This is a genomic window from Kribbella sp. NPDC004536 (genome assembly GCF_042873835.1).
GTDB lineage: Bacteria > Actinomycetota > Actinomycetes > Propionibacteriales > Kribbellaceae > Kribbella.
Genome location: NZ_JBIALY010000003.1, coordinates 66,669 through 88,886, shown reverse-complemented (window position 1 = coordinate 88,886; position 22,218 = coordinate 66,669). Strand labels below are relative to the sequence as shown.

Genomic DNA, 22,218 nt, shown 5'->3' with positions numbered 1-22,218 from the left:
CCACCTACCGTAGCGCCGGGTTCGTTACCTTCCCATCCAGCCAGAGCATGTTGCTCGGGTCGGAGTGCGTGCCGGTCGTACCGACATGCTTGTCGCTGATCTGCGGGCCGTTCTTGATCACGTGCACCAGGGCCATCCCGTGGCCGCGGCCGAGCTCGTAGTCGGTCTTCAGCCAGTCGAGGATGACGCCGGCCTTGACGTCCGCCGCGCCGTACCCGCGCTGATGCGCTTCGTCGACCAGCGCCCGCGGGGTCTTGCCGGTCTTCTCCTCGATCTTGTCCAAGTACGCCTGGAACGACATCGTTTTCCTCCTGCGTTGGTGGTCCGACACCCCTGCGTCGACCAGCCCCGCCGGAAATCGACACGACCCCGCCGGATCAAACGGTCGTTCGATCCGGCGGGGTCGTCAGGGTCACTTGGTGATCGTCAGGTAGCTGGGCTTGCTCGCGACGCCCGCGACGACGACGCGGAACTGGAACTTTCCGACCTTTCCGCTGGAGACGTACACCGAGTACGTGCCCTTGGAGGTCACCGTGGTGGTGGCCGGGAAGTTGACCCACTTCTTGCCCTCGAGACGCTGCACCTGCACCTTGGTGCCCTTCGCGATCCCGGTGGTCTTGCCGAAGTACCGGACCTTGGCCCACCGCGGGACGATCCAGTCGCTGGCGTCGACGGTCACCGACTTCTTCACCACCACGGCCGCGGCGGCAGAGCTGGTGTGCTGGGTGGCGGCGTCCGCCTGCAGCGCGCCGATGCCGATGTAAGCGCCGGCGGCGATGCCGAGACCGGCGCCTACGGCAACAATCCGGCGACCGAAAGACTTGTTCATCTTGGTGTTTCCCCTCCCGTGTGGCGGCTCCTTGTGAGCCCGCCGCATCAAGAGACGCACCTAGTCGCGGATAAGTTGGTCACGAATTTTCAGCACGGTTTCCGCGGACCGGTCGATGTCGTCCGGGCCGGTCGTCCAGTTGGTCACCGAGATCCGCATCGCGGCCCGGCCCTGCCACGTCGTACCGGACATCCAGCAGGTTCCTTCGTCCTGCACCTCCCGGATCAGTTGCCGCGTCACCGCATCTGTCCCGAACCGGACGAGGACCTGGTTCAGTACGACGTCGTTCAGCACCTCGGCACCGCCGTCCTGCAAAGCGTCCGCGAACCGCCCGGCCATCGCGTGGCACCGGTCGACGATCTCCGCGATCCCGGTACGTCCCAACGCGCGGATGGCCGCGTAAACCGGGATGCCCCGCGCCCGCCGCGAGAACTCCGGGTTGTAGTCGAGCGGATCCCGCTCCCCGTCCTCGTCCTGGATCAGATACGCCGCACGGATCGACATCGCGGCCCGATGGGCCTCGGGGTGAGCGCAGAACACCAGCCCGGAGTCGTACGGCACATTCAGCCACTTGTGCGCATCCGTCGCCCAGGAGTCCGCCAACTCGACCCCGTCCAACAACTCCCTGAGCTCGCCGCTGACCGCCGCCCACAATCCGAACGCCCCGTCCACGTGGACCCAAGCCCCGGCCCCGTGCGCAACACCACAAATCTCCCGCACCGCATCAAAGGCGCCCGTATTCACATTCCCGACCTGCGCGCAGACGATCGTCGGAACCCGGTCCACATCGCCCAATGCGGCGGCGAGCGCGTCCGGGCGCATCCGGCCCTGCTCGTCGACCGCGATCGGCTCGATGCAGTCCGTACCAAGCCCCAGGAACCTCAGCGCCCGGTCGACGGTGTCATGCCGCTCGGCGCCTGCCAGCACCCGGATCCGCGGCGCCCCGATCAGCCCCTGGCGCTCCACGTCCCACCCGGCACGGCGCAGTACCTCGTGCCGCGCCGCCGCCAGCCCGGTGAAGTTCGCCATCTGCGCACCGGTCACAAACCCCACCGACGTACCAGCCGGAAGCCCGAACAACTCGTTCAACCACCGCGCCGTGATCTCCTCGACCACCGCAGCCGCGGGCGAAGCGGCGTACAGCCCTGCGTTCTGATCCCAGGTCGACGTCAACCAGTCGGCCGCCAGCGAAGCCGGTGTCGCCCCACCGAACACGAACCCGAAGAACCGCCCACTCCCGCTGGGCAGCAGCCCGTCCTCGACACCCTCCGCCAACTGCGCAATCACCGCCCGCGGGTCCGTCGCCCCGTCCGGCAACTCCCCACCGAGCGCCGCCCGCAACTCCGCAGCCGTCGCCCGCGGTCCGACCCGCCGCTCCGGAAGCCCCGCCAGGTACGTCGTCGCCCGCTCGTACGCCTCGGTGAGCGGCCCCTCCCAATCCACCATTCCTCCTTTGTACGCCTCCATTTCCGCGGCCGGGGCGCGTACAGTTCGCGCATGCAAATCCGGAGCCGGTGGTCGGCGATCGTTGGCTACTCCCTCGTCGGCGCGGCCACCCAGCTCGTCTGGCTGAACTTCGCCGGCGTCACAACCGTCACGGCAGCGCGGTACGGCGTTTCGGAGAGCGCTGTCGGCTGGTTGGCGCAGGTCTTCCCGCTCCTGTACGTCGTACTCGCGATCCCGTGCGGCCTCGCACTGGATCGTTGGTTCCGCCCCGCTCTTCTCGCAGGCGCCGTACTGACGGCCCTGGGCGCGGTCGTACGGCTGATCGGGAACGACTTCGGTTGGTTGCTCGCGGGGCAGATCCTCGCCTCGATCGCCCAACCGCTGGTCCTGAACGCGGTCACCGGAATCACCGGCCGCTATCTGCAGGAGAAGGACCGGCCGACCGGCATCGCCGTCGGCACCGCGAGCATCTTCGCCGGCATGGTGATCGCGTTCCTACTCTCCGCAATCTTCACCACCTCGGCGTCGATCCCCACGATGCTGATCATCACCGCGGCCTTCTGCGTGGCGGCAGCCGCCGTACTGACCACCGCCCTCTACACCCTGAAACCCTCCTTCACCCCCACCACCGTCCCCACACCCGCCACCGCCGCGCCGCCGGCTCCCGCCGCCGCGACGCGCCCGGACTCTGCCGCCGTGGCGCCTCCGGGCTCTGCCGTCGCACCCGGTCTGGTCCCGGCCGGCGCGCAACCGCCCGGCCGTCCGGACCGCGGCGCGCTGGCGGCCGCCTGGGGAGACCCTTTGATCCGCCGACTCTGCGTACTCGCGATCTTCCCGTTCGGCGTCTTCGTTGCCATGAGCACCTTCGCCCAGGCCCTCCTCGAACCAGCCGGCGTCTCCGGCGGCACCGCCAGTACGATCCTCCTCCTCCAGGTCGTAGCCGGCGTCGTCGGCAGCGCCACCATCCCGATCCTCGTCGTACGCCGCCGAGCCGAGTCCTTGCTCTTGGTCGTCAGCCTGACCGTCACCGCCGCAGCCTGCGCCCTACTGGCGCTGGCCCCCGGCACCGCCACAGGTTTCCTCTCCATCACGGTGATCGGCCTGCTCCTCCTCCCCGCCCTCCCGATCGTCCTCGAACTCGTAGAACGCCGCACCGGAGAAGCCGAAGGCACCGCCGCCGGCCTCATCTGGATGTCCGGCAACCTGGGCGGCCTCGTCGTCGCGGTAGTCGTCGGCCTCCTGGTCGATCACCCGTACGCCGCCTTCCTGGTGATGGCCGCGATCGCTCTCATCGCCGTACCGGGAGCCCGCGCCCTCCGCCGCCCGATCGCCGAACTCCGATCGCAGTCACAGCCGTAGCGACCAACCCGCCGGCGCCCGCGGTCACGAACGTCGTCCGCGCGTCGGTGTGCTGAAGGAGCAGCCCGCCGCCGACGTACGAGAGACCGGCCGCGACGCCGACAGCCCCGTACAGATTCCCGAACACGCGGCTGCGAAGGTGCACCGGTACGACGCGTTGCAGGTGCGTGTTGACGCCGACGTCGATCCCGGCGATCCCGAGCCCGCGGATCACCTGCAGCGCGAGCGCCGCCCAGATCGCCCACGCCAGCCCGGTCACGAGGTTCCCGAGACTGCTGACGGCGAACCCGAGCAGCATCAGTACGGGCATCCGCAGGCGGCCCGCGTACCGCGCCAGGATCGCGAACCCGACGAGCAGCCCGATGCCGACCCCGGCGTACAACGTCGCCGACGCCGAGTCCGTACCGTGCAACTCGTCCTTCGCGAGGAACACCATCGCGACGTCGTCCACCCCGTTGAACGCAACCACCGCGAAGAACCCGATCCCGATCACCCTGAGCGGCGCGGACCGGAGGATGTACCCCAGCCCGTCCCGCGCGTCCTTGATGACACTGTGCCCCGACGGATTGGACGGCGTGATCCCCGGCAGCCTGCTGAGCAGCACCGCGGAGACGAAGAACGTGACGGCGTCGATCAGCAGGATCCCGCGGACGTCGGTGACCAGGAACAACCCCGCCGCAACGATCGGACCGACCGCCTCGAGCCCGTTCGTACCAACCCCCAGCGCGGAGTTCGCCGTCTCAAGCTGATCGTCCCGCACCAACGCCGGCATCGCACTCCGCGACGCGGCCTGGAACACCTGTGCCACAAGACCCCGGACCGCAACCGTCACCAGCAGCACCGCGAGCGGCGGCAGTACGACGGCCATCCCGACCGTCAACGCCCCCTGAACCAGCTCACACCCCACCATCACCCGCCGAAGCTCGAACCGATCCCCCACCACCCCCGCGAACGCCCCGAACACCCCCGGCACAAAGTCCCCCGCCAACAGCAAGAACGCCACCGCCACCGCCGCTCCCGTAGCCCCCTGCACATACAGCAGCAGAGCCACCAGCCCCACCGAATCCCCCAACACCGAGACCGCCCGAGCCCCCCAAAGCCCCCGAAACCCCGCAGACCCCCGCAACACTCCCCACACAATCCACTACTATGTACCCGCACACCCGCCGGTGTGGCGCAATTGGCAGCGCACCGCTCTTGTAAAGCGGGGGTTAGGGGTTCAAGTCCCCTCACCGGCTCTCTGACCTGGGGACATGCCTGGGAGGTCATGATCCAGAGACCTCCAGGCCGTGGTTTACCCATGGTTTCCTCGTCCAGAGCTCCCGGCATGAGGCCATCGAGCGGCTGGCAGCCTCCGGGTTCCGTGCCTTCCGACCGAAGTACACATCCTGCGTCATCGACGGGCGAGACTGCCCGAGCTGGTCTGCCACCTGCCGCGCAGTTTGGCCGGCCTCATCGAGGGCCGTCGCTGTCGTCTTGCGGAAGATGTGGGACGTGACCCAGGCGAGCTCGTCAGCTACCGAGGGTTCTCCGGCGCGTACGACGAGATCGAGGATGGACACACGGACGGCGCGTGGCGTGCGGTAGAGATCCAGTAGCCGCCTCGCCTCCGATGAATCGATCCGTACCCGTGCGGTCTCCACCAGGCTGACGCGGTTCTTCGACCATCCGAGCCGCAATGCAGCCGCCGTCTGAGTGAGGCCAGCTTGTCGACCTGCCATTCGCAGATCCTGTCCGAGTTCGCGGCGGACCTGGCTGCCGATCGGCTGTCGCGCTAGCCGAAGGTCCTTTCGGACGTTATTGGGATCTCGGAAGCCACCCAGAGCATCAGGGAACACAGGGCTGTCCAGTCGTACGCCAGTGCTGAACCGCCCCTCCAGCATGGCGACGCCCTAGGTCGGCAAGCTGAGTACGCGGTTGCCTGCGCGGGACTTGGTGCGTCGCCGAACCAACCCCTGTCCCTTGACCCTGTTGTCCTGACCAGGGAGGTTGGTTAAGCGGGTGATGGGTGGTTGTTTGTTGGTGGCGATGTGGGGGCGATGGTGGTTGTAGTGGTGGAGCCAGGCGGGTAGGGCGTCGCGGCGGCTTGTTCGGTGGGATAGAGCTTGTTTGAGGCCCAGCCGTCGGCGAGGGTGCGGTGAAATCTCTCGATTTTGCCGTTGGTTTGGGGGCGGTAGGGCCTGGTTTTCTTGGGTGTGATGCCGAGGTGGGTGCAGGAGTCGCGCCACAGGTGGGAGCGGTAAGCCGAGCCGTTGTCTGACAAGACACGTTCGGTGGTGATGCCGCGGTCGGCGAACCAGGCGACGGCGCGGCGCAGTACGGCGGTGGCGGTGATGGCGGTTTCGTCGTCGTGGATTTCGGCGTAAACGACCCGGGAGTGCTCGCCAAGGACGGTATGCACGAACGCGGTGCCGATCTTGTTGTTGTAGTAGGCGTTGCGGGGTTTGCCGTGGGTGGCGGCGCGGTTCTTCAGGCCCTGGGCGCGGCCGAGGTAGCGCCAGCACACCCCCACCATCGCCCGGTTCCTAGATGCCGCAGTAACCGCAATGCTCAGCCAGGCGGCAGTTGCCGACGGTCCGCTGTTCGAGCTTCCAAGCGCTCGTACCAGACTTGCCCACCTTTGCCGCAATTGTCTCGGATTGCGAGTTTTAGACTGCGAGTCCGAGCATTCAGATTCCGCACCTCTTGCAGCAACGCATCCCGTTGATTCCGTAACCATTCACGGTCGCCGCCAAGTCCGCGCGTAAAGTCCACGAATTGTCGCAGCTCTACGTTCAGTTGTTGCCGCTCCGCGTGCGAATCCGCTGCATTTCGCTCCTTGCGCACCCGTTCGCGGGTAGCGGCAGATCTGCGATACGCGGTCTGAACACTGTTGTGCGAATCGCGAGCATGTTCGAAGGCAGTATGGACAGCCTGTGCGAGATTGTGGCTCTCCCAGTGCAGTTGCCTCAAGTATTGGAATGATGTCTCGTCCTGTAGGCGCTGTAAAGCATTCTCGATCTCGTGGCGCTTCTGCTGTACCTCTTGAAGGACGACTCGATATTGCTCGTTCCATTGCTGCCGCGCTCTACGCGCTGCATTTCGACCCAGCACAGCAGCGATGACAAAAACGGCAATGAAGGTGGCGGCGACTACCATCCAGGTAGGCATGCAAGCCCCTCAGGTCGCTGGGGGCAGATAGTTGTACATCATTGCACCCTGACCGTTTAACACTGAATCGACTATGGACACCAATTTGTGGCCGTTCGCCTTATGAAGTCCAACCAGACCCTTGGTCAAAATCTCGACCGTCCCTTGCGCCATGCGCCGCTCATCATCCGAGATTAAACGGCTCGCCATCATGCGTGAAGCGATACCAAGGGCATCGTGAAGTCCATTGAGCGTGCCTGATTGGCTGGCGGCGTCAAGGCGAAGGGCTTGGAGCGCAAACTCCACCTCCCTGCGGCGTACCTCAATCAATTCGAGCGTGATTTGCCTTGCAGTCGCGATTTTCTGGCTTTCAATCTCGAGCTGTCGCAGCTCCGTCACGCACGCCGCCAGTTGCGCGACAACGTTGGCAGCGAGGCCAAGTGGGCTCAGCGCCGCAGCGAGGTGCGAAACCCCCTGACTGTACGAAACCCGCCGACCTTCTACATGGACCAATTCCTTCATCAAGGCTCCTCCCCTAACGGTCCGGTGGAGACCCGAACCGCAACCCTTCGATGAGCGTAGCCTGCTATCCGCCGCTTGACACCCTCGCCGTGGGCCAGGCTGGCTCGTTGCTTCACGTGAGTGGTGTCAAGTCAGGCTGCGCGCAGCTGCACGCCCTCTTGTGAGCAATCTTGTCGCGCGTTATTTGTGGCTGTGGTCCCTGTGGTCCCTATGGGTCCCGTCGTCGCCTGACAAGTTTCTTGTGATCCGACAAGTTTCTCTACGTCTTCAAGTTTCTCTACGTCTTCAAGACGGGCCCCTCCAGGGCCCGAAAGCGCGCCGCCACCACAGGGCGGGACGCCTGCCTCCCGCTTCGCTTCGCTGCGCTCCCGGCGCGTCCCTTGGCTTGGCGCGCACGTGCCAAAGGGTGTCGGGCCGTAGACAGCAGAACTCGCCATCAACGATCGACACCCTGTTGTGCGGTGGTCCCGAAACGGCCGGCTATTCGCCGACCGCGAACGTGTGCTCCAGTCTGCCGGTGGGTCCCGCATCGCCCCGCTAGCAATCATGGAAGGGACCGGTACGGCAGCTATCGGGGCGATGCGGGAGGTCTGCCCGTGCGCTTGACACGTAACCGTCAACTATGGCCGGGTCCGCGTGATCCTGACATCCTGACCCAATGCAGCATTTCTCGGTTGAGGGTCATTGGTGGCTCCCAGATCACACTGAGCGTCGAGTCAGCGGAACGCTAAACTTCACGGCAGACGGTCTTGAGCTGGTCCTGTATGAACAACTGCGTCATTTTCCGGAACCAGGCGAGGGTGAAGTAGTCACGTTCGAGCCAGGAGAGTGGTCGACGACACCGATCGTGCATGGACAGACACGCGAATGGAAAGACGTCACTCTATTCAGTGTTGAAGGTGTCCCTTTCAATGGGGCCATGCCGGGTAGCGTTCGCGAAAGCTACCGAGTTACACTCGCCCTCATTGGATGTCATACAGAAGTCAACTCTTTCTCTGGCGCGTTGGTTGAGTTCGACAAATTGAATTCCTGGGCAGATGCACCGTCAATAGTGGACGACGTGCTGACCCGAGGTCCGAGGGTTGAAGTTCGAGTCGAGAACGTCAAACTGGCTGAGGTGGCGATGGATGACAGTCAAGTTGAATTGCACTCAGGGGCTGTCGGCAATGTTGGAACCTCTCGCGTACATCTTGATCAATCCGCGGACTTCAGGACTGAGTTCCACTCGCCCTTGAGTGCAGAAGAGATAGTTGAATCCAATGTCCGTCCGCTTCAGGACTTGTTGATCTTCTCTCTTGGTCGCGTCGTTAGACTCACGTCGCTGCAACTGAGACCGGCTGAATCTGGTGACGTGCGTAGTGGATACTGCGACGCGTATTTCAACGCGATCCAACCTCTTGAGGAGCAAGGGGAGGCCTCGCGGACCTCGCCCTGGAGCTATTCGGAGCCAACTCTCATGACAGCGGGGAACTCGCCTCTGCCGCTGGGCGATCTGATAGCAAGCTGGTTTAGGTTGTGGCGAGAGATGCGAGATGTCATTGTTCCCCTGCATGCCCCTTTCTATGCGTCCTTCATGTACAGCGAGAACCGATTCGCCTCGGTGTTTCAAAGCGCCGAGGCGCTTCACAAGAGGCGATTCGAATCCAGGGAGGTGAGCAAGTCGGCTCATAAGAACCGTGTTCGAGCAATTATCGGACCGGCTCGAAGGGCAAGAGTTGATGCTGAAACGTTGGCCTGGGCTGACCGAGTACTCACTTCCCGGAATGACAAGCCGCTTCGGATGAGAATCGACGAGCTTGTAAGATCGACAGGCGCCGTCGGGGTGGCCGTGTATGCGGCTAATCCAAAGTTCGCCGAATTGGCGACCTATGCACGCACCGGCGTATCGCATGGCGGCAGACTGACGGGTTCTGAACAAAATATTCGCCGCTTCTGGCATGGGATGGTTCTGAATTGGGTTCTGCGCAGTCGTCTGCTTCTCGACCTCGGAGTTCCGCTCAATGAGGTCGAGAGGCGAACCCTTGCTAGAGGTGCCTTCCATCACGCGCTTCAACAGATGCAGGCGAGCATTGAACAGGAATCTGAGCCAGACAAGCCCACTTGAAGGTCTCGTGTCGCGCGCTGGCTCGTCTCCCTTGGCCATGTGTTGCTCACGTGCTCGAGGTCGGCCCGGGCGTTGGGGTCCGCGGATCGTGTCACGCGCTAGTCTCGTGCGCGCACCTGGCGAACGACGCAGGCGAGGGATCGGATTAATCCTGGACATCAGCCTGGATGGCAGCCCATGGTTTAGCCCATGGGTTTCAACGCGAGATGACGCGCGATGGCAGCAACTGACCAGACTGCGTGGTAGCTGGAACCCTTGTGGCGCAAGGGATCTGAGCAGCAACGCACAACAACGGTAGGTGAGTGCCCAGAAAGCGGGGGTTAGGGGTTCAAGTCCCCTCACCGGCTCTGACCTGGGAAGATGCCCTGGAGGCGACGGCCACCCGGGCACAACTCACGCTTTTGCCTCGGCCGCCGATCAGACGGGCCGCATACCGCTGGATACAGAGCGCACAAGCCAGCGTCATCGGAAGGTCATCATGGATGCATGGCGGCCAGGGACTTGGTTTTTCAGCCGGGCGACACAGTCCGCACCTCCGGCCGGTTCGTCTCCGGTCCGGACGGCGACTGGCTCGACCTGCAACGCGTCCACGATCTGATGATCAAACCGCCCGGCTGGAAGTCGGACCTGTCGATCCGCCTGATCGGTGCCGACGCAGCCGCCGTCCCCTCCGAGTTCGGCCCGAATCAGGTCCCGGGCTACATCACGGTGGTCGGGCGGTGGCATGCCCCCGCACCCGGTCAGCAAGTACGGCTCGGTGACGAAAGCATCGAGGTCGAGACACAGACTCCGGAAGGCCCTCCTTCACGGCCATGTGCGGACAGGACCCACCCACCATGCCCGCCACCTCCCGGGGGCTGGCCACAGAACGTGGTTTGGTACGAGGGCTGGCCACATAGCGATGTCTCGGATCTGGATCTGGACATCCGTGACCTGGAATCGTCCGGGGCGATGGTCCATCGGGCGATCTTCCGCCCCTCGGAAGACCAGCAAGTACTCGTCGTAGCGGCCACCGACGTCGAAGCGGTCACCCGCCGGCTGTCCCCGAGCCTCCCGGATCAGCTCTGCGTAGTCCGAAGCCGCTTCACCCGCGCCCAACTGGACGAGGTCCGCGACGTACTCCATGCGCATTTCCAGGAGTGGCGCTTGGAAGTCTTCGGCACCGGCAACTCCGATCCCCAAGGCCAACCATTCGCCAGAGCCGAACCCGTTCGCGTCGCCCCCGAACTCGCCGCCTGGGCCGACACCCTCCCCGAAGGCCTACTCGTTCTCATCCCGACGATCACCCCCGCCTGAAGACCAGCAGCCCAGCCGACAGACAGGACAGCCGGTGCACCGGCTGGGCTCACCTGGCGGTCGGATGGGGCTGATCACCTCCGCCACCCACCACGCGCCGCTTCACGATCCGCACCCGCCAGGCACTCGTCCGCGAGCGGCAGCTCGCAACCGGCGGCGCAAGCCGGCAACCCCCGGCGCAAGCCGGAAACTCCCGGCGGCAGCCGGAAACTGATGATCCGGGCGCCAGCCCGGGGGTGGGTGGGGTGTGTGGAGCAGGTGCGGGAGGGAGCGCAGCGACCGGAGCACCTGCGGAGCACGCGAGGGGCTGACCACCTCCGCAACCCGCCGGCGGCAGCCGGAAACTGATGATCCGGGCGGTAGCCCGGGGTGGGTGGGGTGTGTGGGGCGGGTGCGGGAGGGAGCGGAGCGACCGGAGTGCCTGCGGAGCACGCGGGGGGTCGACGGGTTCTTCTAGGTTCGCCAGGTGTAGCGGCGTTCGGGGCGGCCGGTGGTGCCGTAGCGGAGGGTTACTTCGGCTTGGCCTTGGGTGGTGAGGAATTCCAGGTAGCGGCGGGCGCTGACGCGGGAGATGCCGACGAGTTCGGCGCATTCGGCGGCGGAGAGGTTTTCGGGGGTGTTGCGGAGGGCCGTGGTGACCAGGTCGGTGGTTTCTTGGGACAGGCCCTTAGGCAGGCGGTTGACGACAGGACGAGCGGGGGCGAGTACCCGGTCGACATCGGCCTGGGAGGTCACCTGCGCGGGGATGCTGGCCCGGCGCCGGGCGTACTCCTGCAACCGCACCCGCAGATCCTCGAAACCAAACGGTTTCAGCAGATAGTTGACAACCCCTTGCCGAACAGCACCCCGAACAGCTTCCGCCTCACGAGCAGCGGTGATGACGAGGATGTCGACCGACGGTTGTACGGCGCGCAGCCGGGCGATCAGGTCCAGCCCGAACACGTCCGGCAGGTACAGGTCCAGCAGTACCAGCTCAGGCGCCAGCGACTCCAGCGCGGCAACGGCCTGGTCGCCGGAGTTCGCCGTACCGACGACCTCGAAGCCGTCGACGCGGTCGACGAAGCCGCGGTGGATGCGGGCCACCATGAAGTCGTCGTCGACGACCAGGACCTTGATCATCGGGCTCCTTCCGGTGTGCGCTGGGTGGACATCCGGGCGATGAACGCGGCGCCGCCTTCGGCCAGGTTGGTGACGGCGACCTCGCCGCCGCGACGGCGGCAGACCATCCGGGTCATCGCGAGACCGATCCCACGTTCGCCTTCGGCCGCGGCCTTGGTGGTGAACCCGTGCGCGAACACCTCCTGCGCCAGCTCCGGCGCGACTCCCGGTCCGGAGTCGCGTACGACGATCTCCACCGAGGCCGCGTCCTGCCGGAGTTCGACCTCGACCCACGCGGGCGTCAGCGGCGTACCGGACTGGGCGGCGGCGTCGACGGCGTTGTCGACGAGGTTGCCGAGGACGGTCGCGATGTCCGCGGACAGCGACGGGTCGAGCCGGAGCAGGGTGGTCCGCTCGGACACCCGGAGCTCGACGCGGCGTTCGGCAGCGAGCGAGGACTTCGCCATCAGCAGGGCGGCGACCGTGGTGTCGTGGACCCGCCGGGTCACGGTCAGGTCGAGCGATTCACGATAGCGGTTGAGCGCGCCGACGTACGTGACCACCTCGTCGTACTCCCCGATCTGGATCAGCCCGGAGATCGTGTGCAGCTGGTTCGCGAACTCGTGCGTCTGCGCGCGCAACAGTTCCGCCGACGACCGGAACGACCCGAGTTCCCGTTCCAGCTGCGCGAGTTCGGTGCGGTCCCGCAACGTGGTCACGGATCCGAGTGACCGGCCGTCCTTCTGTACGTTCATCCGGTTCATCACCAGCACCCGGCCGCGCCGTACGACGACCGCGTCGAGCGACTCGTCCTCGCCGGACAGCACCTCGCGCAGCCGGCCCTCGATGCCCAGTTCGCGAAGCGATTTCCCGACCGCGTCCGACGGCAGGTCGAGCAGCTTACGGCCGACGTCGTTCACCAGCGTCACGCGCGAATGGGGGTCGAGGGCAACGACTCCTTCGGCCAGCCCGTAGAGCATGGCTTCGCGGTGTTCGGCCAGGCCGGCGATCTCCCGCGGCTCGAGTCCGAGCGTCTGGCGTTTGATCCGGCGGGCGAGCAGCCAGGACCCGAGCAGCCCGAGTACGCAGGCGATCCCGAGATAGATCGCCAGGTACGACGAGGCGCCGCGGAGCCGCTGCAGTACGGACGGAGAATGCTCGCCCACCATCACCGTACCGATCTGATCGCCGAGCGTGTCCCGGCTGTCGCTCAGCACCGGGACCTGCGCGACCAGTTCACCGCCCAGCTGACCGGACCACCCACGACCGTGGGCAACCTCGGGCACACCCAACGTGAGCACGGTCCCGATCAACGTCGGATTGGTTGCCGCGATCACCTTTCCGTCGGCGTCCGCGACCGTGATCGAACTGACGCCGGACTGCGCGAGGCTCGTCTGCAGCGTCGGCGCCAGCGTTTCGGCCGGCGCCGGGTTCCGGATGTTGAACCGCAACGCCGGACTGGACGACAACTGTTCGGCGAGCAGCGTCACCCGCCGCCCTTCGACCCGGTTGAACGTCGCCGCGGACTGAGCAAGCGACACAGCGGCAACAGCGACGAGTACGACGACCACGATCGCCAACTGCAGCACCAGCAGCTGGCCGGCCAACGTTGGCCGGCTCCGCAGTCGTACGTTCATGGTCACCTCTTTCCGCACCGCATGATCACCGGTCCGGCGCCGGAGTGCCACACTTCAGCCAGGTTCGGCCCGTGACCACAATGAACTCAACCACCGCTGCGGCCACAACGCAGACGTACAGCCCGCTGGAGGCCCACGATCGTCGCCACCTGAACTCCTCGCGAAAGGAATCCGCCAAGATGAGGTCCAGGCGATTGCTGACAGTGACGACGGCCCTGGTTGCCGTACTCGGCTTCACCGCCTGTGGTGCGACGGCGAACAAGTCGGACAGCACAACACAGGACAGCGGGAAGCCTGCCACCGGGCTGCGGCTGATGGTGCCGAACACGGCCGGCGGCGGGTACGACACCACCGCGCGGACCGCCGCGAAGGCGATGGAGGACGCGAAGATCGCGACCGGCGTGCAGGTGTTCAACCTGCCCGGCGCCGGCGGCACGGTCGGCCTGCAGCGGATCGTGAACGAGAAGGGCAACGGCAAGCTCGCCATGCAGATGGGCCTCGGCGTCGTGGGTGCCACCTACACGTCGAAGTCCAAGGCGACCCTCACCCAGACCACCCCGATCGCGAAGATGATCGAGGAGGCCGGCGCGATCGTGGTGCCGAAGAACTCGCCGTACAAGACCATCCAGGACCTGGTCACCGCCTGGAAGGCGAACCCGAAGGGGATGGCGGTCGGCGGCGGTTCGTCGCCGGGCGGCCCGGATCACCTGCTGCCGATGCAGCTCGCGCAGGCGGTCGGCATCGACCCGAAGAACGTGAACTTCGTCTCGTACGACGGCGGCGGCGAGCTGCTGCCCGCGCTGCTGGGCAGCAAGATCGCGTTCGGCACCAGCGGGTTCGGCGAGTTCCTCGACCAGGTCGAGAGCGGCCAGGTCCGGGTCCTCGCGGTGAGCAGCGAGCAGCCGATCGACGCGCTGAAGGACGTACCGACGCTGAAGAGCTCCGGGATCGACCTGGTGTTCACGAACTGGCGTGGGATCGTCGCGCCGCCCGGGATCAACGACGCGGACAAGAAGGTCTGGATCGACGCGCTGACCAAGATGCACGAGTCCGCGGAGTGGAAGGCGCAGCTGCAGAAGCACGGCTGGACCGACGCGTTCGTCACCGGTGACGAGTTCGGCAAGTTCCTCACCGACCAGGACAAGGCCGTCGCCGACATCCTGACCAAGCTCGGATTGGCGGCATGACCGCCGGTACCACGCGGCGGGACGCAGCGCAGTACGGAGTGTGTGGGTTCCTGGCGGCGGTCGGCGTCCTGGTGATCGTCGACGCCGCCCGGCTCCAGCACATTGCCACCAGCAACGATCCGATCGGCCCGAAGCCGGTCCCGATCGTGCTCGGCGTACTGCTGCTGGTGGTCGCCGCCGTGTACGCCCTGGATGTCGCGCGCGGCGGTACCGGTGCAGCCGAGGAAGGCGAGGACGTCGACGTGACGTCCAAGGTCGACTGGCGCACCGTACTGCTGCTGATCGCCGCGTTCGTCGTCAACCTGGTGACGATCGAGCCGCTCGGCTGGGTGATCAGCGGGACGTTGCTGTTCTGGGGTTCGGCGTTCGCGCTCGGCAGCCGGCACCACGTCCGCAACCTGGTGATCGCGGTCGCGCTGTCGCTGATCACGTTCTACGGGTTCGCGATCGGGCTCGGGGTCGGCCTGCCGGCCGGCGTACTGCAAGGGATTCTCTGATGGACAACCTGATGAACCTGCTGAACGGGTTCGGCGACGTCCTCGCGCCGGTGAACCTGCTGCTCGCGCTGCTCGGTGTGACAGTCGGTACGGCGGTCGGCGTGCTGCCCGGGATCGGTCCGGCGATGACGGTCGCGCTGCTGCTGCCGATCACGTACGGGCTGGAACCGGTGCAGGCGTTCATCATGTTCGCCGGCATCTTCTACGGCGGCATGTACGGCGGCTCCACCACGTCGATCCTGCTGAACACGCCCGGCGAGTCGTCATCGGTGGTGACGGCGATCGAGGGCAACAAGATGGCCCGGGCCGGACGGGCCGCGCAGGCGCTGGCGACCGCGGCGATCGGATCGTTCGTCGCCGGCACGATCGGGACCTTGCTGCTGGTGCTGGTCGCGCCGCAGGTGGTGAAGTTCGCGATCAGCCTGGGCGCGCCGGACTACCTGGCGATCATGTTGCTCGCGTTCGCGGGCGCGACGTCGGTACTGGGGTCCTCGCGGATCCGCGGTTTCGCCGCGCTGCTGCTCGGACTGGTGATCGGGCTGGTCGGGATCGACAAGGTGACCGGCCAGCAACGGCTCACGCTCGGCATCCCACAGCTTGCTGACGGCATCGATGTCGTCGTGGTTGCCGTCGGCATCTTCGCCGTCGGCGAGGCGCTCTGGGTGGCGGCACACCTGCGCCGGAACCCGGGTACGGTCATCCCGGTCGGCCGCCCGTGGATGGGCAAGTCGGACTGGCGGCGGTCCTGGAAACCGTGGCTGCGCGGTACGGCCTACGGGTTCCCGATCGGTGCGCTGCCGGCCGGCGGCGCCGAGATCCCGACGTTCCTGTCGTACGCGACCGAGAAGAAGTTGTCCAAGCACCCGGAGGAGTTCGGCCACGGCGCGATCGAGGGCGTCGCCGGACCGGAGGCGGCGAACAACGCATCCGCGGCCGGGACGCTCGTACCGATGCTGGCGTTGGGCCTGCCAACGAACGCGACGGCGGCCGTGATGCTGGCCGCGTTCACGTCGTACGGCATCCAGCCCGGACCGCTGCTGTTCCAGCGCGAGCCGAAGCTGGTGTGGGCGCTGATCGCGAGCCTGTTCGTCGGCAACCTGTTCCTGCTGCTGCTCAACCTGCCGCTGGCGCCGGCGTGGGCGAAGCTCCTGCAGATCCCGCGCCCGTACCTGTACGCCGGGATCATCTTCTTCGCCTCGATGGGTGCGTACGCCGTGAACGCGCAGCCGCTCGACCTGCTGCTGCTCCTGCTGCTCGGCCTGCTCGGGTTCGGGATGCGCCGCTTCGGGCTGCCGGTACTCCCGCTGATCATCGGCGTGATCCTCGGCCCGATCGCCGAACGGCAGGCCCGGATGGCGCTGCAACTGTCGAACGGCGAGGTCTCCGGGCTGGTCGGCGGGCCGGTCGCGTACGTGATCTACGTGGTGATCCTGCTGATGATCGGCTGGCCGCTGATCGCGAAACTCCGGCGGAGAATTATGACGAAAGATGTCATAGTTTCGGGCTGACAGTAGGTTCATGAACGACGTACACAGGGCCTGGCTGGGTGTGGTCTCCGCGGAGCACACCCAGCGCGCCGTATCCGAAGGCTTCATCCAGCTCAACCACGGCAAGCGGTACGGCGTCGCGCGCCTGCATCGCGGCGACGGGTTCGCCATCTACTCCCCGACCGAGCGATACCTCGAGAAGCGCCCGCTGCGGGCGTTCACCGCGCTCGGAGTGGTCGCGGACGACGAGCCGTACCAGGCGGAACCGATGTCGATGGGCGACCGCGGCATCGTCCAGCCCTGGCGCCGGCGCATCGAGTTCTTCCCGGTACACCGCGCCGCGATCCGCGACGTCGACCTAGCACTGACACAAACCCCCAACTGGGGCTACCAACTCCGCCGCGGCTTGGTCCCCCTCGAATACGCAGATTTCGAGGTCCTTCGCACGGTCATGACGTCCTAGTCGGTCAGCCGATGCAGGTCGCGCGCGAAGGAGGAGAGCTCGTCAGGCGAGACGTCGATCGAGGTCTCGACCCTCCAAAGCCGTCGGCGCATGCCACCGTCCTGCAGTTTCATCCAGAGGACCAGATGATCCGGACCGAGGGCAGGTCTGGGCCCACGATAGATCTCGAGTTGGAGTGCACTGCTCTTTCCCCAGGTCGCCGAGGAGTTCTCCCACTGGGGCCAGTTCGTCACGACCTGGTCGAAGAACTGCGCAAGGCCGGAGTAGTTGGACCAGAGGTCGAGCCGAGCGGACGCGGTCAGTTCCCGCATCCGGATCTCGGCATTCAGGTAGCGGCGCTTCTCCCTCGAGACGTACTCCGGCGCCTTGTCCGACGGCCAGCGGACCGCCGTGAGGCGGAGGTGTTCCCGGGCTGTTCCGATCGTGACTGACTGCATGAGCCCAGTGTTGCGCTATAAGTGGGGATTATGGCTGCCGTGGGCGACGAGGTCTCGACGGGGGTTGCGCGGCGGATTGCTCTGGGGGCGCAGGGGTTCGGGGGCGGGCGGCCGCGGCGGGTTGATGTGCGGGCGGTACGGCGGGCGATCCGGCAGGCCGGCGTACTGCAATTGGACTCGGTGAACGTGTTGTGCCGGTCGCATTATCTGCCGGTGTATTCGCGGGTCGGCAACTATCCGCGGGCGATGCTCGACGAGCTGAGCTGGGGCGCGGAGCGGGAGCTGTTCGAGTACTTCTGGGGACACAAGGCCGCGCTGATCCCGCTCGAGAACTACCCCCTGATGCGCTGGCGGATGCGTGCGGCGGAGCGGCAGGTATGGGCCGACGAACTCAGCCCGGAGGTGACCGCGCCGTGGTCGGTGGTCGCGGGCATGCGCCGGCTGACGGCCGAGCGACCCGGGTACGTCGACGAGGTGCTCCGGCTGGTCACGGAGCAGGGACCGCTGACCGCGGGCGAGGCCAGCCCGGACGGCGTACGGCGCAAGCGCACCGACCCGGATCCCGATCCGACCACCGGCAAGATGTGGAACTGGCAGGACGCGAAGATCGCAATCGAGTATCTGTTCTGCGCGGGCCTGGTGACGATCGCGGGGCGCCGGCACTTCGAGCGGGTCTACGACCTGACGGAGCGGGTGCTGCCGGCCGACGTTCTCGAGGCACCCGAGCCGACCGCCGACGAGGCGCGGCGCGAACTGGTGCGGATCGCCGCCCGCGGTCTCGGCATCGGTACGCTCCGGGAGCTCTGCGGGGGCAGCGGCCAGGCGCACTTTCCGTTGCCCGCAGCAACCGGCCGCGAGGTGATCGGCGAACTGGTCGACTCCGGCGAACTGATCCCGGTCCGCGTCGAGGACGTGAAACAACAGGCGTACCGCTGGCACGAAGCCGAAGACCAACCCGTCGACGCGCGGGCGTTGCTCTCGCCGTTCGACCCGCTGATCTGGAACCGCGACCGCACGCACCGCCTGTTCGACTTCTTCTACCGGATCAGCATCTACACCCCCGCACCGCAACGCATCCACGGCTACTACGTCCTGCCGTTCCTCCTCGGCGACCGCCTGGTAGCCCGGGTAGACCTCAAGGCAGACCGCCAGAACTCAGCATTGGTCGTACCAACCCTCACCCCCGAGCCCAACGGCGCCGACTTCGTCGAACCCCTGGCCGCCGAACTCCGCCAACTGGTCACCTGGCTGGCGCTCGACCACATCCGGATCACCGCCACCTCCCCCGCCGCCAAGTCCCTCACACAACACGTCTGAACATGGCGTACCGATGGACGGGTAGTGGTGGGGTGCGGGCGGTTTCGGCGGGCGTGGGGTGGGGGTGAGGTTGGCGGCGGAGGGGTACCTCTACCCGTTGCTCGGTACGCGTCGCGGCGGCTAGGAGACGGACCGGACTCGGGTGACGAGTACGCCGGCCAGGACGGTGACGACGGAGGCGAGGAGGTAGAGGACCGGGTAGCCGCCGAGGTGTTTGACGATGGGGGCGGCGATGACCGGTGCGAGGACCTGTGGGAGGGAGTTGGCGATGTTGATGACGCCGAGGTCCTTGGCGCGGTCGCGGGCGTTCGGGAGTACTTCGGTGAGCAGGGCGAAGTCGACCGACAGGTAGACGCCGAACCCGGCGCCGAGCACGATCGCGCCGGTGATCGCGCCCGGCCAGGTCGGCCAGAAGGCGAGGATCACGCCGGCCGCCGCCATCACCCAGCCGGAGGCGGTGACGAAGATCTTGCGGCGGGCCGAGCGGTCCGACCAGCGGCCGAAGCTGATCGCGGTGGTGAGGACGCAGACGCTGTAGATCGCGGTCAGGATGAGTACGCCGGTGTCGGGGTCGGTGATTCCTACCTCGTCCTGCAGGTAGTAGAAGAGGTACAGCGTGCCGAGTGCGTTGCCGACGTTGAACAGGAACCGCGTCAGCCAGGCCCATCCGAAGTCGGGGTAGCGGCGCGGGCTGATCCAGAAGCTCGTCACGAAGTCACGCAGTACGAACGGCGGCCGCTCGAGCAACGGTTGGTCGTGGCTGCGTAGGACGTACGGGACGACCGACAGCAGCAGGAATGCCGCGCAGGCGACGTAGCCGAGGGTGTAGTTGTCGAACGCTGCCGCGAGGGCCGTGCCCACGAGGGCGCCGAGTACTTGAGAGATGGCGACCCAGCCGCCGACGACGCCCCGTTGAGCTACTGGCACTCGGTCAGGGATTACGGCCGTTGCTGCTGCGAGGAGCGCGTTGCCGAACAGTTGCATCAGGCACCAGCCGATGAGCATCAACGCGATCATCCGGGCGCCCGACAGGATTCCCAGACCGATGGCGCCACCAACGGCACCGGCGAGCACCCACGGCACCCGCCGACCGAGCCGCGAGGCCGTCCGGTCCGAGATCGCCCCGAACGCCGGGTTCGCGACCACCGACACAGCCGCCCCGACGCCCGTCACCAACCCGAACACGAACTCCTTGTTGCCCGGCGCAACCGCCTCCGACTGCTTCGCCAGCAACACCTGAATAGGCCCAAGCCAAGCAGCAAACACCCCGATGTTCGCCAGCACCACAGCGGCAGTCCACCCACCGCCCACCCGAACAACAGGCTCCGCGAAGGCAGCCGCCACCCCGCCGGGCGGGGTGGGGCGCGGGTGGCCCGGCGCCTCGGCACCCGCGGTCGGGCGCGAGCCGCCCGGGGCCTCGGGGCGGGTGGTGGGGTGCGCGTCGCCGGGTGGGCTCGGCTCGGTCAGGCCCGGCGGGTCTCCCCCCTCGGGAATCATCGGCGGTTCTGGGCTATCAGGGACTGGAGCCAGAAGTAGGACTCCTTCGGGGTGCGTTCGAGGGTTTCGAAGTCGACGTGGACGAGGCCGAAGCGTTGCGAGTACCCGGCCGCCCACTCGAAGTTGTCGAGCAGCGACCACTGGAAGTACCCGCGGACGTCGATCCCGTCGTCCATCGCCGCCTTCAGCGAGCGCAGATACCCGTCCAGGAAGTCGATCCGCCGCTGGTCGGACACTCCGTCGTTGATCGCGCAGCCGTTCTCGGTGATGTAGATCGGCGGCAGCTTGTCGCCGTACCGGTCCCGGAAGATCCGCAACGTCTCCCCGAACGCGTCCGGCACGATCGGCCAGCCGAAGTCCGTCGTCGGGTAGCCGGCCAGCGTCCGCGGCTCGAACGGCAGACCGGGCGGCAGCTGCACCCCGTCGGTCGCCGCGGTGTCGCCGGAGCCGGTCGCGACGCCGACGGAGACCGGCGCGTAGTGGTTGATGCCGAAGAAGTCCAACGGCGTCGAGATGATCGCGAGATCGTCCGCGACCGGGCCGGGCATCCCGTCGCCGATCCCCGCCGGATACTCACCGCGGATGATCGGATCGGCGAACATCCAGTTGATCAGGTTGTCGTACAGCCCCGCTGCCTCGACATCCTCAGGACTGTCACTGGCCGGCCAGGTCGGCGCGTGGTTGGAGGCGATACCGACAGACGCGGCACCGGCCGCCCGCAGCGCCTGCACTGCGCGCCCGTGCGCGAGCAGCTGATGATGCGCGACCGGAAGCGCGTCGAAGAGCAGTTGCTTGCCCGGGGCATGGGCACCCAGCGAGTACCCCATCAACGTCAGCACCATCGGCTCGTTGATCGTGATCCACAACGGCACCCGATCGGCGAAATGCGCACCCAGCAGCGCCGCGTACTCCGCGAACCGTTCGGTGATGTCGCGGTTCAGCCAGCCGCCGGCGTCCTCGAGCGGCTGCGGGGTGTCCCAGTGGTACAGCGTCGGCGCCGGCTGGATCCCGGCGCCGAGCAGCGTGTCGATCAGCCGGTCGTAGAAGTCCAGGCCGGCCGCGTTCCCCGGTCCGCTCCCGGACGGCTGGATCCGCGGCCACGCGAACGAGAACCGGTACGTGTCCACGCCCAGTTCCCGCATCAGCGCGACGTCCTCGGCGTACCGGTGGTAGTGGTCGCACGCGACCGCACCGGTGTCGCCGTTCAGGATCTTGCCGGGCTCGGCGCAGAACGTGTCCCAGCTGGAGGGGCCGCGGCCGTCCGCGGCCACGGCACCCTCGATCTGGTACGCCGACGTCGACACCCCCCACCTGAATCCGGGCGGAAAGATCAGGTCAGCCGTCATTCGCATCATCCTCATCAGGGGTTGAGTCCTGGACCCGCGGCGGCTCGACCTTGCGGACGACGACCGCCGTACCGTACGCGGCAACCTCGCTCATCGTCTGGGCGATCTCGTTGCAGTCGAACCGCATCGCGAGGATCGCGTTCGCGCCCATCTGCTGCGCCATCTGGCACATCCGCATCACCGCGACGTGCCGCGACTCGGCCAGCATCTGGGTGTACTCCGGCACCTCGCCACCGCCGAGCGACCGGAAGCTCGCGGTGAAGTTCGATCCGAAGTCCCGGCTCCGTACCGTCAGCCCGAACACCTCGCCGAAAACGGTGTCCGCGGTGTACCCGGGCAGGTCGTTCATCGTCGAGACCAGCACCGGGTACGGCGAACCCTGCGGCGCGACATGCGGCACGTTCGACGGCGCCGGCTGCTGGTATCCACCCTGCTGGTACCCGGGCGGCGGCCCCTGCTGGTACCCAGGCGGCGGGCCCTGGTACCCGGGAGGCGGACCTGGCTGGTAGCCCGGCTGCTGCGGCGGATACGGCTGGTTCGGAGGAAAGTTCTGTGTCATGCGCTCAT

Annotated in this window: 21 protein-coding genes, 1 tRNA gene and 1 pseudogene; 9 read left to right on the top strand and 14 right to left on the bottom strand. The window is 66.7% G+C overall.

Going from position 1 to position 22,218, the window contains the following annotated elements:
• Positions 1-4: 4 nt before the first annotated feature.
• The 3 genes from ACFYRU_RS25560 to ACFYRU_RS25550 form a co-directional block, all read right to left on the bottom strand.
• On the bottom strand, positions 5-301 hold the full coding sequence (locus tag ACFYRU_RS25560; RefSeq protein ID WP_387663087.1) for a DUF4287 domain-containing protein: 297 nt from the start codon (positions 299-301) through the stop codon (positions 5-7).
• A gap of 111 nt (positions 302-412) precedes the next feature.
• A complete protein-coding gene (locus tag ACFYRU_RS25555) occupies positions 413-829 on the bottom strand; it encodes a hypothetical protein (RefSeq protein WP_387663086.1) in 417 nt (138 codons plus the stop codon).
• A 60-nt stretch (positions 830-889) separates the two neighbouring features.
• Positions 890-2,272 (bottom strand): pyridoxal phosphate-dependent decarboxylase family protein, encoded by a 1,383-nt coding sequence (locus ACFYRU_RS25550; RefSeq protein WP_387663085.1) that lies wholly within the window; start codon positions 2,270-2,272, stop codon positions 890-892.
• Positions 2,273-2,326: 54 nt separating this feature from the next.
• Between ACFYRU_RS25550 and ACFYRU_RS25545 the strand changes: the two genes are divergently transcribed.
• Positions 2,327-3,634, top strand: a complete 1,308-nt coding sequence (locus ACFYRU_RS25545) for an MFS transporter (RefSeq protein ID WP_387663084.1) — start codon at positions 2,327-2,329, stop codon at positions 3,632-3,634.
• Here the strand turns inward: ACFYRU_RS25545 and ACFYRU_RS25540 are convergent.
• A complete protein-coding gene (locus ACFYRU_RS25540) occupies positions 3,564-4,763 on the bottom strand; it encodes an MFS transporter (protein ID WP_387663083.1) in 1,200 nt (399 codons plus the stop codon). The two genes, ACFYRU_RS25545 and ACFYRU_RS25540, sit on opposite strands and share 71 nt — an antisense overlap.
• A 36-nt stretch (positions 4,764-4,799) precedes the next feature.
• Between ACFYRU_RS25540 and ACFYRU_RS25535 the strand changes: the two genes are divergently transcribed.
• Positions 4,800-4,872: transfer RNA gene (locus ACFYRU_RS25535), tRNA-Thr, on the top strand.
• A gap of 27 nt (positions 4,873-4,899) precedes the next feature.
• Here ACFYRU_RS25535 and ACFYRU_RS25530 read toward each other — a convergent pair.
• From ACFYRU_RS25530 to ACFYRU_RS25515, 4 genes and pseudogenes are all read right to left on the bottom strand, one after another.
• Positions 4,900-5,517 carry a helix-turn-helix domain-containing protein gene (locus tag ACFYRU_RS25530; RefSeq protein WP_387663082.1) on the bottom strand — a complete coding sequence of 206 codons (618 nt, stop codon included), beginning with the start codon at positions 5,515-5,517 and terminating at the stop codon, positions 4,900-4,902.
• A 9-nt stretch (positions 5,518-5,526) separates the two neighbouring features.
• Positions 5,527-6,134, bottom strand: a pseudogene (locus tag ACFYRU_RS25525) (integrase core domain-containing protein); the annotation flags it as partial.
• A 50-nt stretch (positions 6,135-6,184) separates the two neighbouring features.
• Positions 6,185-6,784, bottom strand: coding sequence for a hypothetical protein (locus ACFYRU_RS25520; protein WP_387663081.1), 600 nt, complete (start codon positions 6,782-6,784; stop codon positions 6,185-6,187).
• A 9-nt stretch (positions 6,785-6,793) separates the two neighbouring features.
• Positions 6,794-7,285 carry a hypothetical protein gene (locus tag ACFYRU_RS25515; RefSeq protein ID WP_387663080.1) on the bottom strand — a complete coding sequence of 164 codons (492 nt, stop codon included), beginning with the start codon at positions 7,283-7,285 and terminating at the stop codon, positions 6,794-6,796.
• A 658-nt stretch (positions 7,286-7,943) separates the two neighbouring features.
• On the opposite strand from ACFYRU_RS25515, the gene ACFYRU_RS25510 reads away from it, so the two are divergent.
• Complete coding sequence (locus ACFYRU_RS25510; protein ID WP_387663079.1) at positions 7,944-9,389, top strand: HEPN domain-containing protein; 1,446 nt, start codon at positions 7,944-7,946, stop codon at positions 9,387-9,389.
• Positions 9,390-9,875: 486 nt separating this feature from the next.
• Positions 9,876-10,685 carry a hypothetical protein gene (locus ACFYRU_RS25505; RefSeq protein ID WP_387663078.1) on the top strand — a complete coding sequence of 270 codons (810 nt, stop codon included), beginning with the start codon at positions 9,876-9,878 and terminating at the stop codon, positions 10,683-10,685.
• 453 nt (positions 10,686-11,138) lie between these two features.
• On the opposite strand, the gene ACFYRU_RS25500 is transcribed toward ACFYRU_RS25505, so the two are convergent.
• Positions 11,139-11,804, bottom strand: a complete 666-nt coding sequence (locus ACFYRU_RS25500; RefSeq protein ID WP_387663076.1) for a response regulator — start codon at positions 11,802-11,804, stop codon at positions 11,139-11,141.
• Positions 11,801-13,420 carry an ATP-binding protein gene (locus tag ACFYRU_RS25495; protein WP_387663074.1) on the bottom strand — a complete coding sequence of 540 codons (1,620 nt, stop codon included), beginning with the start codon at positions 13,418-13,420 and terminating at the stop codon, positions 11,801-11,803. Before ACFYRU_RS25495 ends, ACFYRU_RS25500 begins: the two co-directional genes overlap by 4 nt.
• Positions 13,421-13,599: 179 nt before the next feature.
• On the opposite strand from ACFYRU_RS25495, the gene ACFYRU_RS25490 reads away from it, so the two are divergent.
• From ACFYRU_RS25490 to ACFYRU_RS25475, 4 genes are read left to right on the top strand one after another with little or no spacing between them, the layout of a single operon-like run.
• Entirely contained in the window at positions 13,600-14,607 is a 1,008-nt protein-coding gene (locus ACFYRU_RS25490) for a Bug family tripartite tricarboxylate transporter substrate binding protein (RefSeq protein ID WP_387663072.1), read from the top strand.
• Positions 14,604-15,104 carry a tripartite tricarboxylate transporter TctB family protein gene (locus ACFYRU_RS25485; protein ID WP_387663070.1) on the top strand — a complete coding sequence of 167 codons (501 nt, stop codon included), beginning with the start codon at positions 14,604-14,606 and terminating at the stop codon, positions 15,102-15,104. The genes ACFYRU_RS25490 and ACFYRU_RS25485 overlap by 4 nt, the downstream gene beginning before the upstream one ends.
• The gene (locus tag ACFYRU_RS25480; protein WP_387663068.1) at positions 15,104-16,612 is read left to right on the top strand and encodes a tripartite tricarboxylate transporter permease; all 1,509 of its coding nucleotides are present in this window, start codon (positions 15,104-15,106) and stop codon (positions 16,610-16,612) included. The genes ACFYRU_RS25485 and ACFYRU_RS25480 overlap by 1 nt, the downstream gene beginning before the upstream one ends.
• A 10-nt stretch (positions 16,613-16,622) precedes the next feature.
• Positions 16,623-17,054, top strand: a complete 432-nt coding sequence (locus ACFYRU_RS25475) for a hypothetical protein (RefSeq protein WP_387663066.1) — start codon at positions 16,623-16,625, stop codon at positions 17,052-17,054.
• Here ACFYRU_RS25475 and ACFYRU_RS25470 read toward each other — a convergent pair.
• The gene (locus tag ACFYRU_RS25470; protein ID WP_387663064.1) at positions 17,051-17,491 is read right to left on the bottom strand and encodes a DUF6228 family protein; all 441 of its coding nucleotides are present in this window, start codon (positions 17,489-17,491) and stop codon (positions 17,051-17,053) included. The two genes, ACFYRU_RS25475 and ACFYRU_RS25470, sit on opposite strands and share 4 nt — an antisense overlap.
• 30 nt (positions 17,492-17,521) lie before the next feature.
• Between ACFYRU_RS25470 and ACFYRU_RS25465 the strand changes: the two genes are divergently transcribed.
• Positions 17,522-18,808 (top strand): winged helix-turn-helix domain-containing protein, encoded by a 1,287-nt coding sequence (locus ACFYRU_RS25465; RefSeq protein WP_387663062.1) that lies wholly within the window; start codon positions 17,522-17,524, stop codon positions 18,806-18,808.
• Between the two features lie 120 nt (positions 18,809-18,928).
• On the opposite strand, the gene ACFYRU_RS25460 is transcribed toward ACFYRU_RS25465, so the two are convergent.
• From ACFYRU_RS25460 to ACFYRU_RS25450, 3 genes are read right to left on the bottom strand one after another with little or no spacing between them, the layout of a single operon-like run.
• The gene (locus ACFYRU_RS25460; protein WP_387663060.1) at positions 18,929-20,305 is read right to left on the bottom strand and encodes an MFS transporter; all 1,377 of its coding nucleotides are present in this window, start codon (positions 20,303-20,305) and stop codon (positions 18,929-18,931) included.
• Positions 20,302-21,651 (bottom strand): GH1 family beta-glucosidase, encoded by a 1,350-nt coding sequence (locus ACFYRU_RS25455; RefSeq protein ID WP_387663058.1) that lies wholly within the window; start codon positions 21,649-21,651, stop codon positions 20,302-20,304. The genes ACFYRU_RS25460 and ACFYRU_RS25455 overlap by 4 nt, the downstream gene beginning before the upstream one ends.
• On the bottom strand, positions 21,641-22,210 hold the full coding sequence (locus ACFYRU_RS25450; protein ID WP_387663056.1) for a YbjQ family protein: 570 nt from the start codon (positions 22,208-22,210) through the stop codon (positions 21,641-21,643). Before ACFYRU_RS25450 ends, ACFYRU_RS25455 begins: the two co-directional genes overlap by 11 nt.
• Between the last annotated feature and the right edge of the window lie 8 nt (positions 22,211-22,218).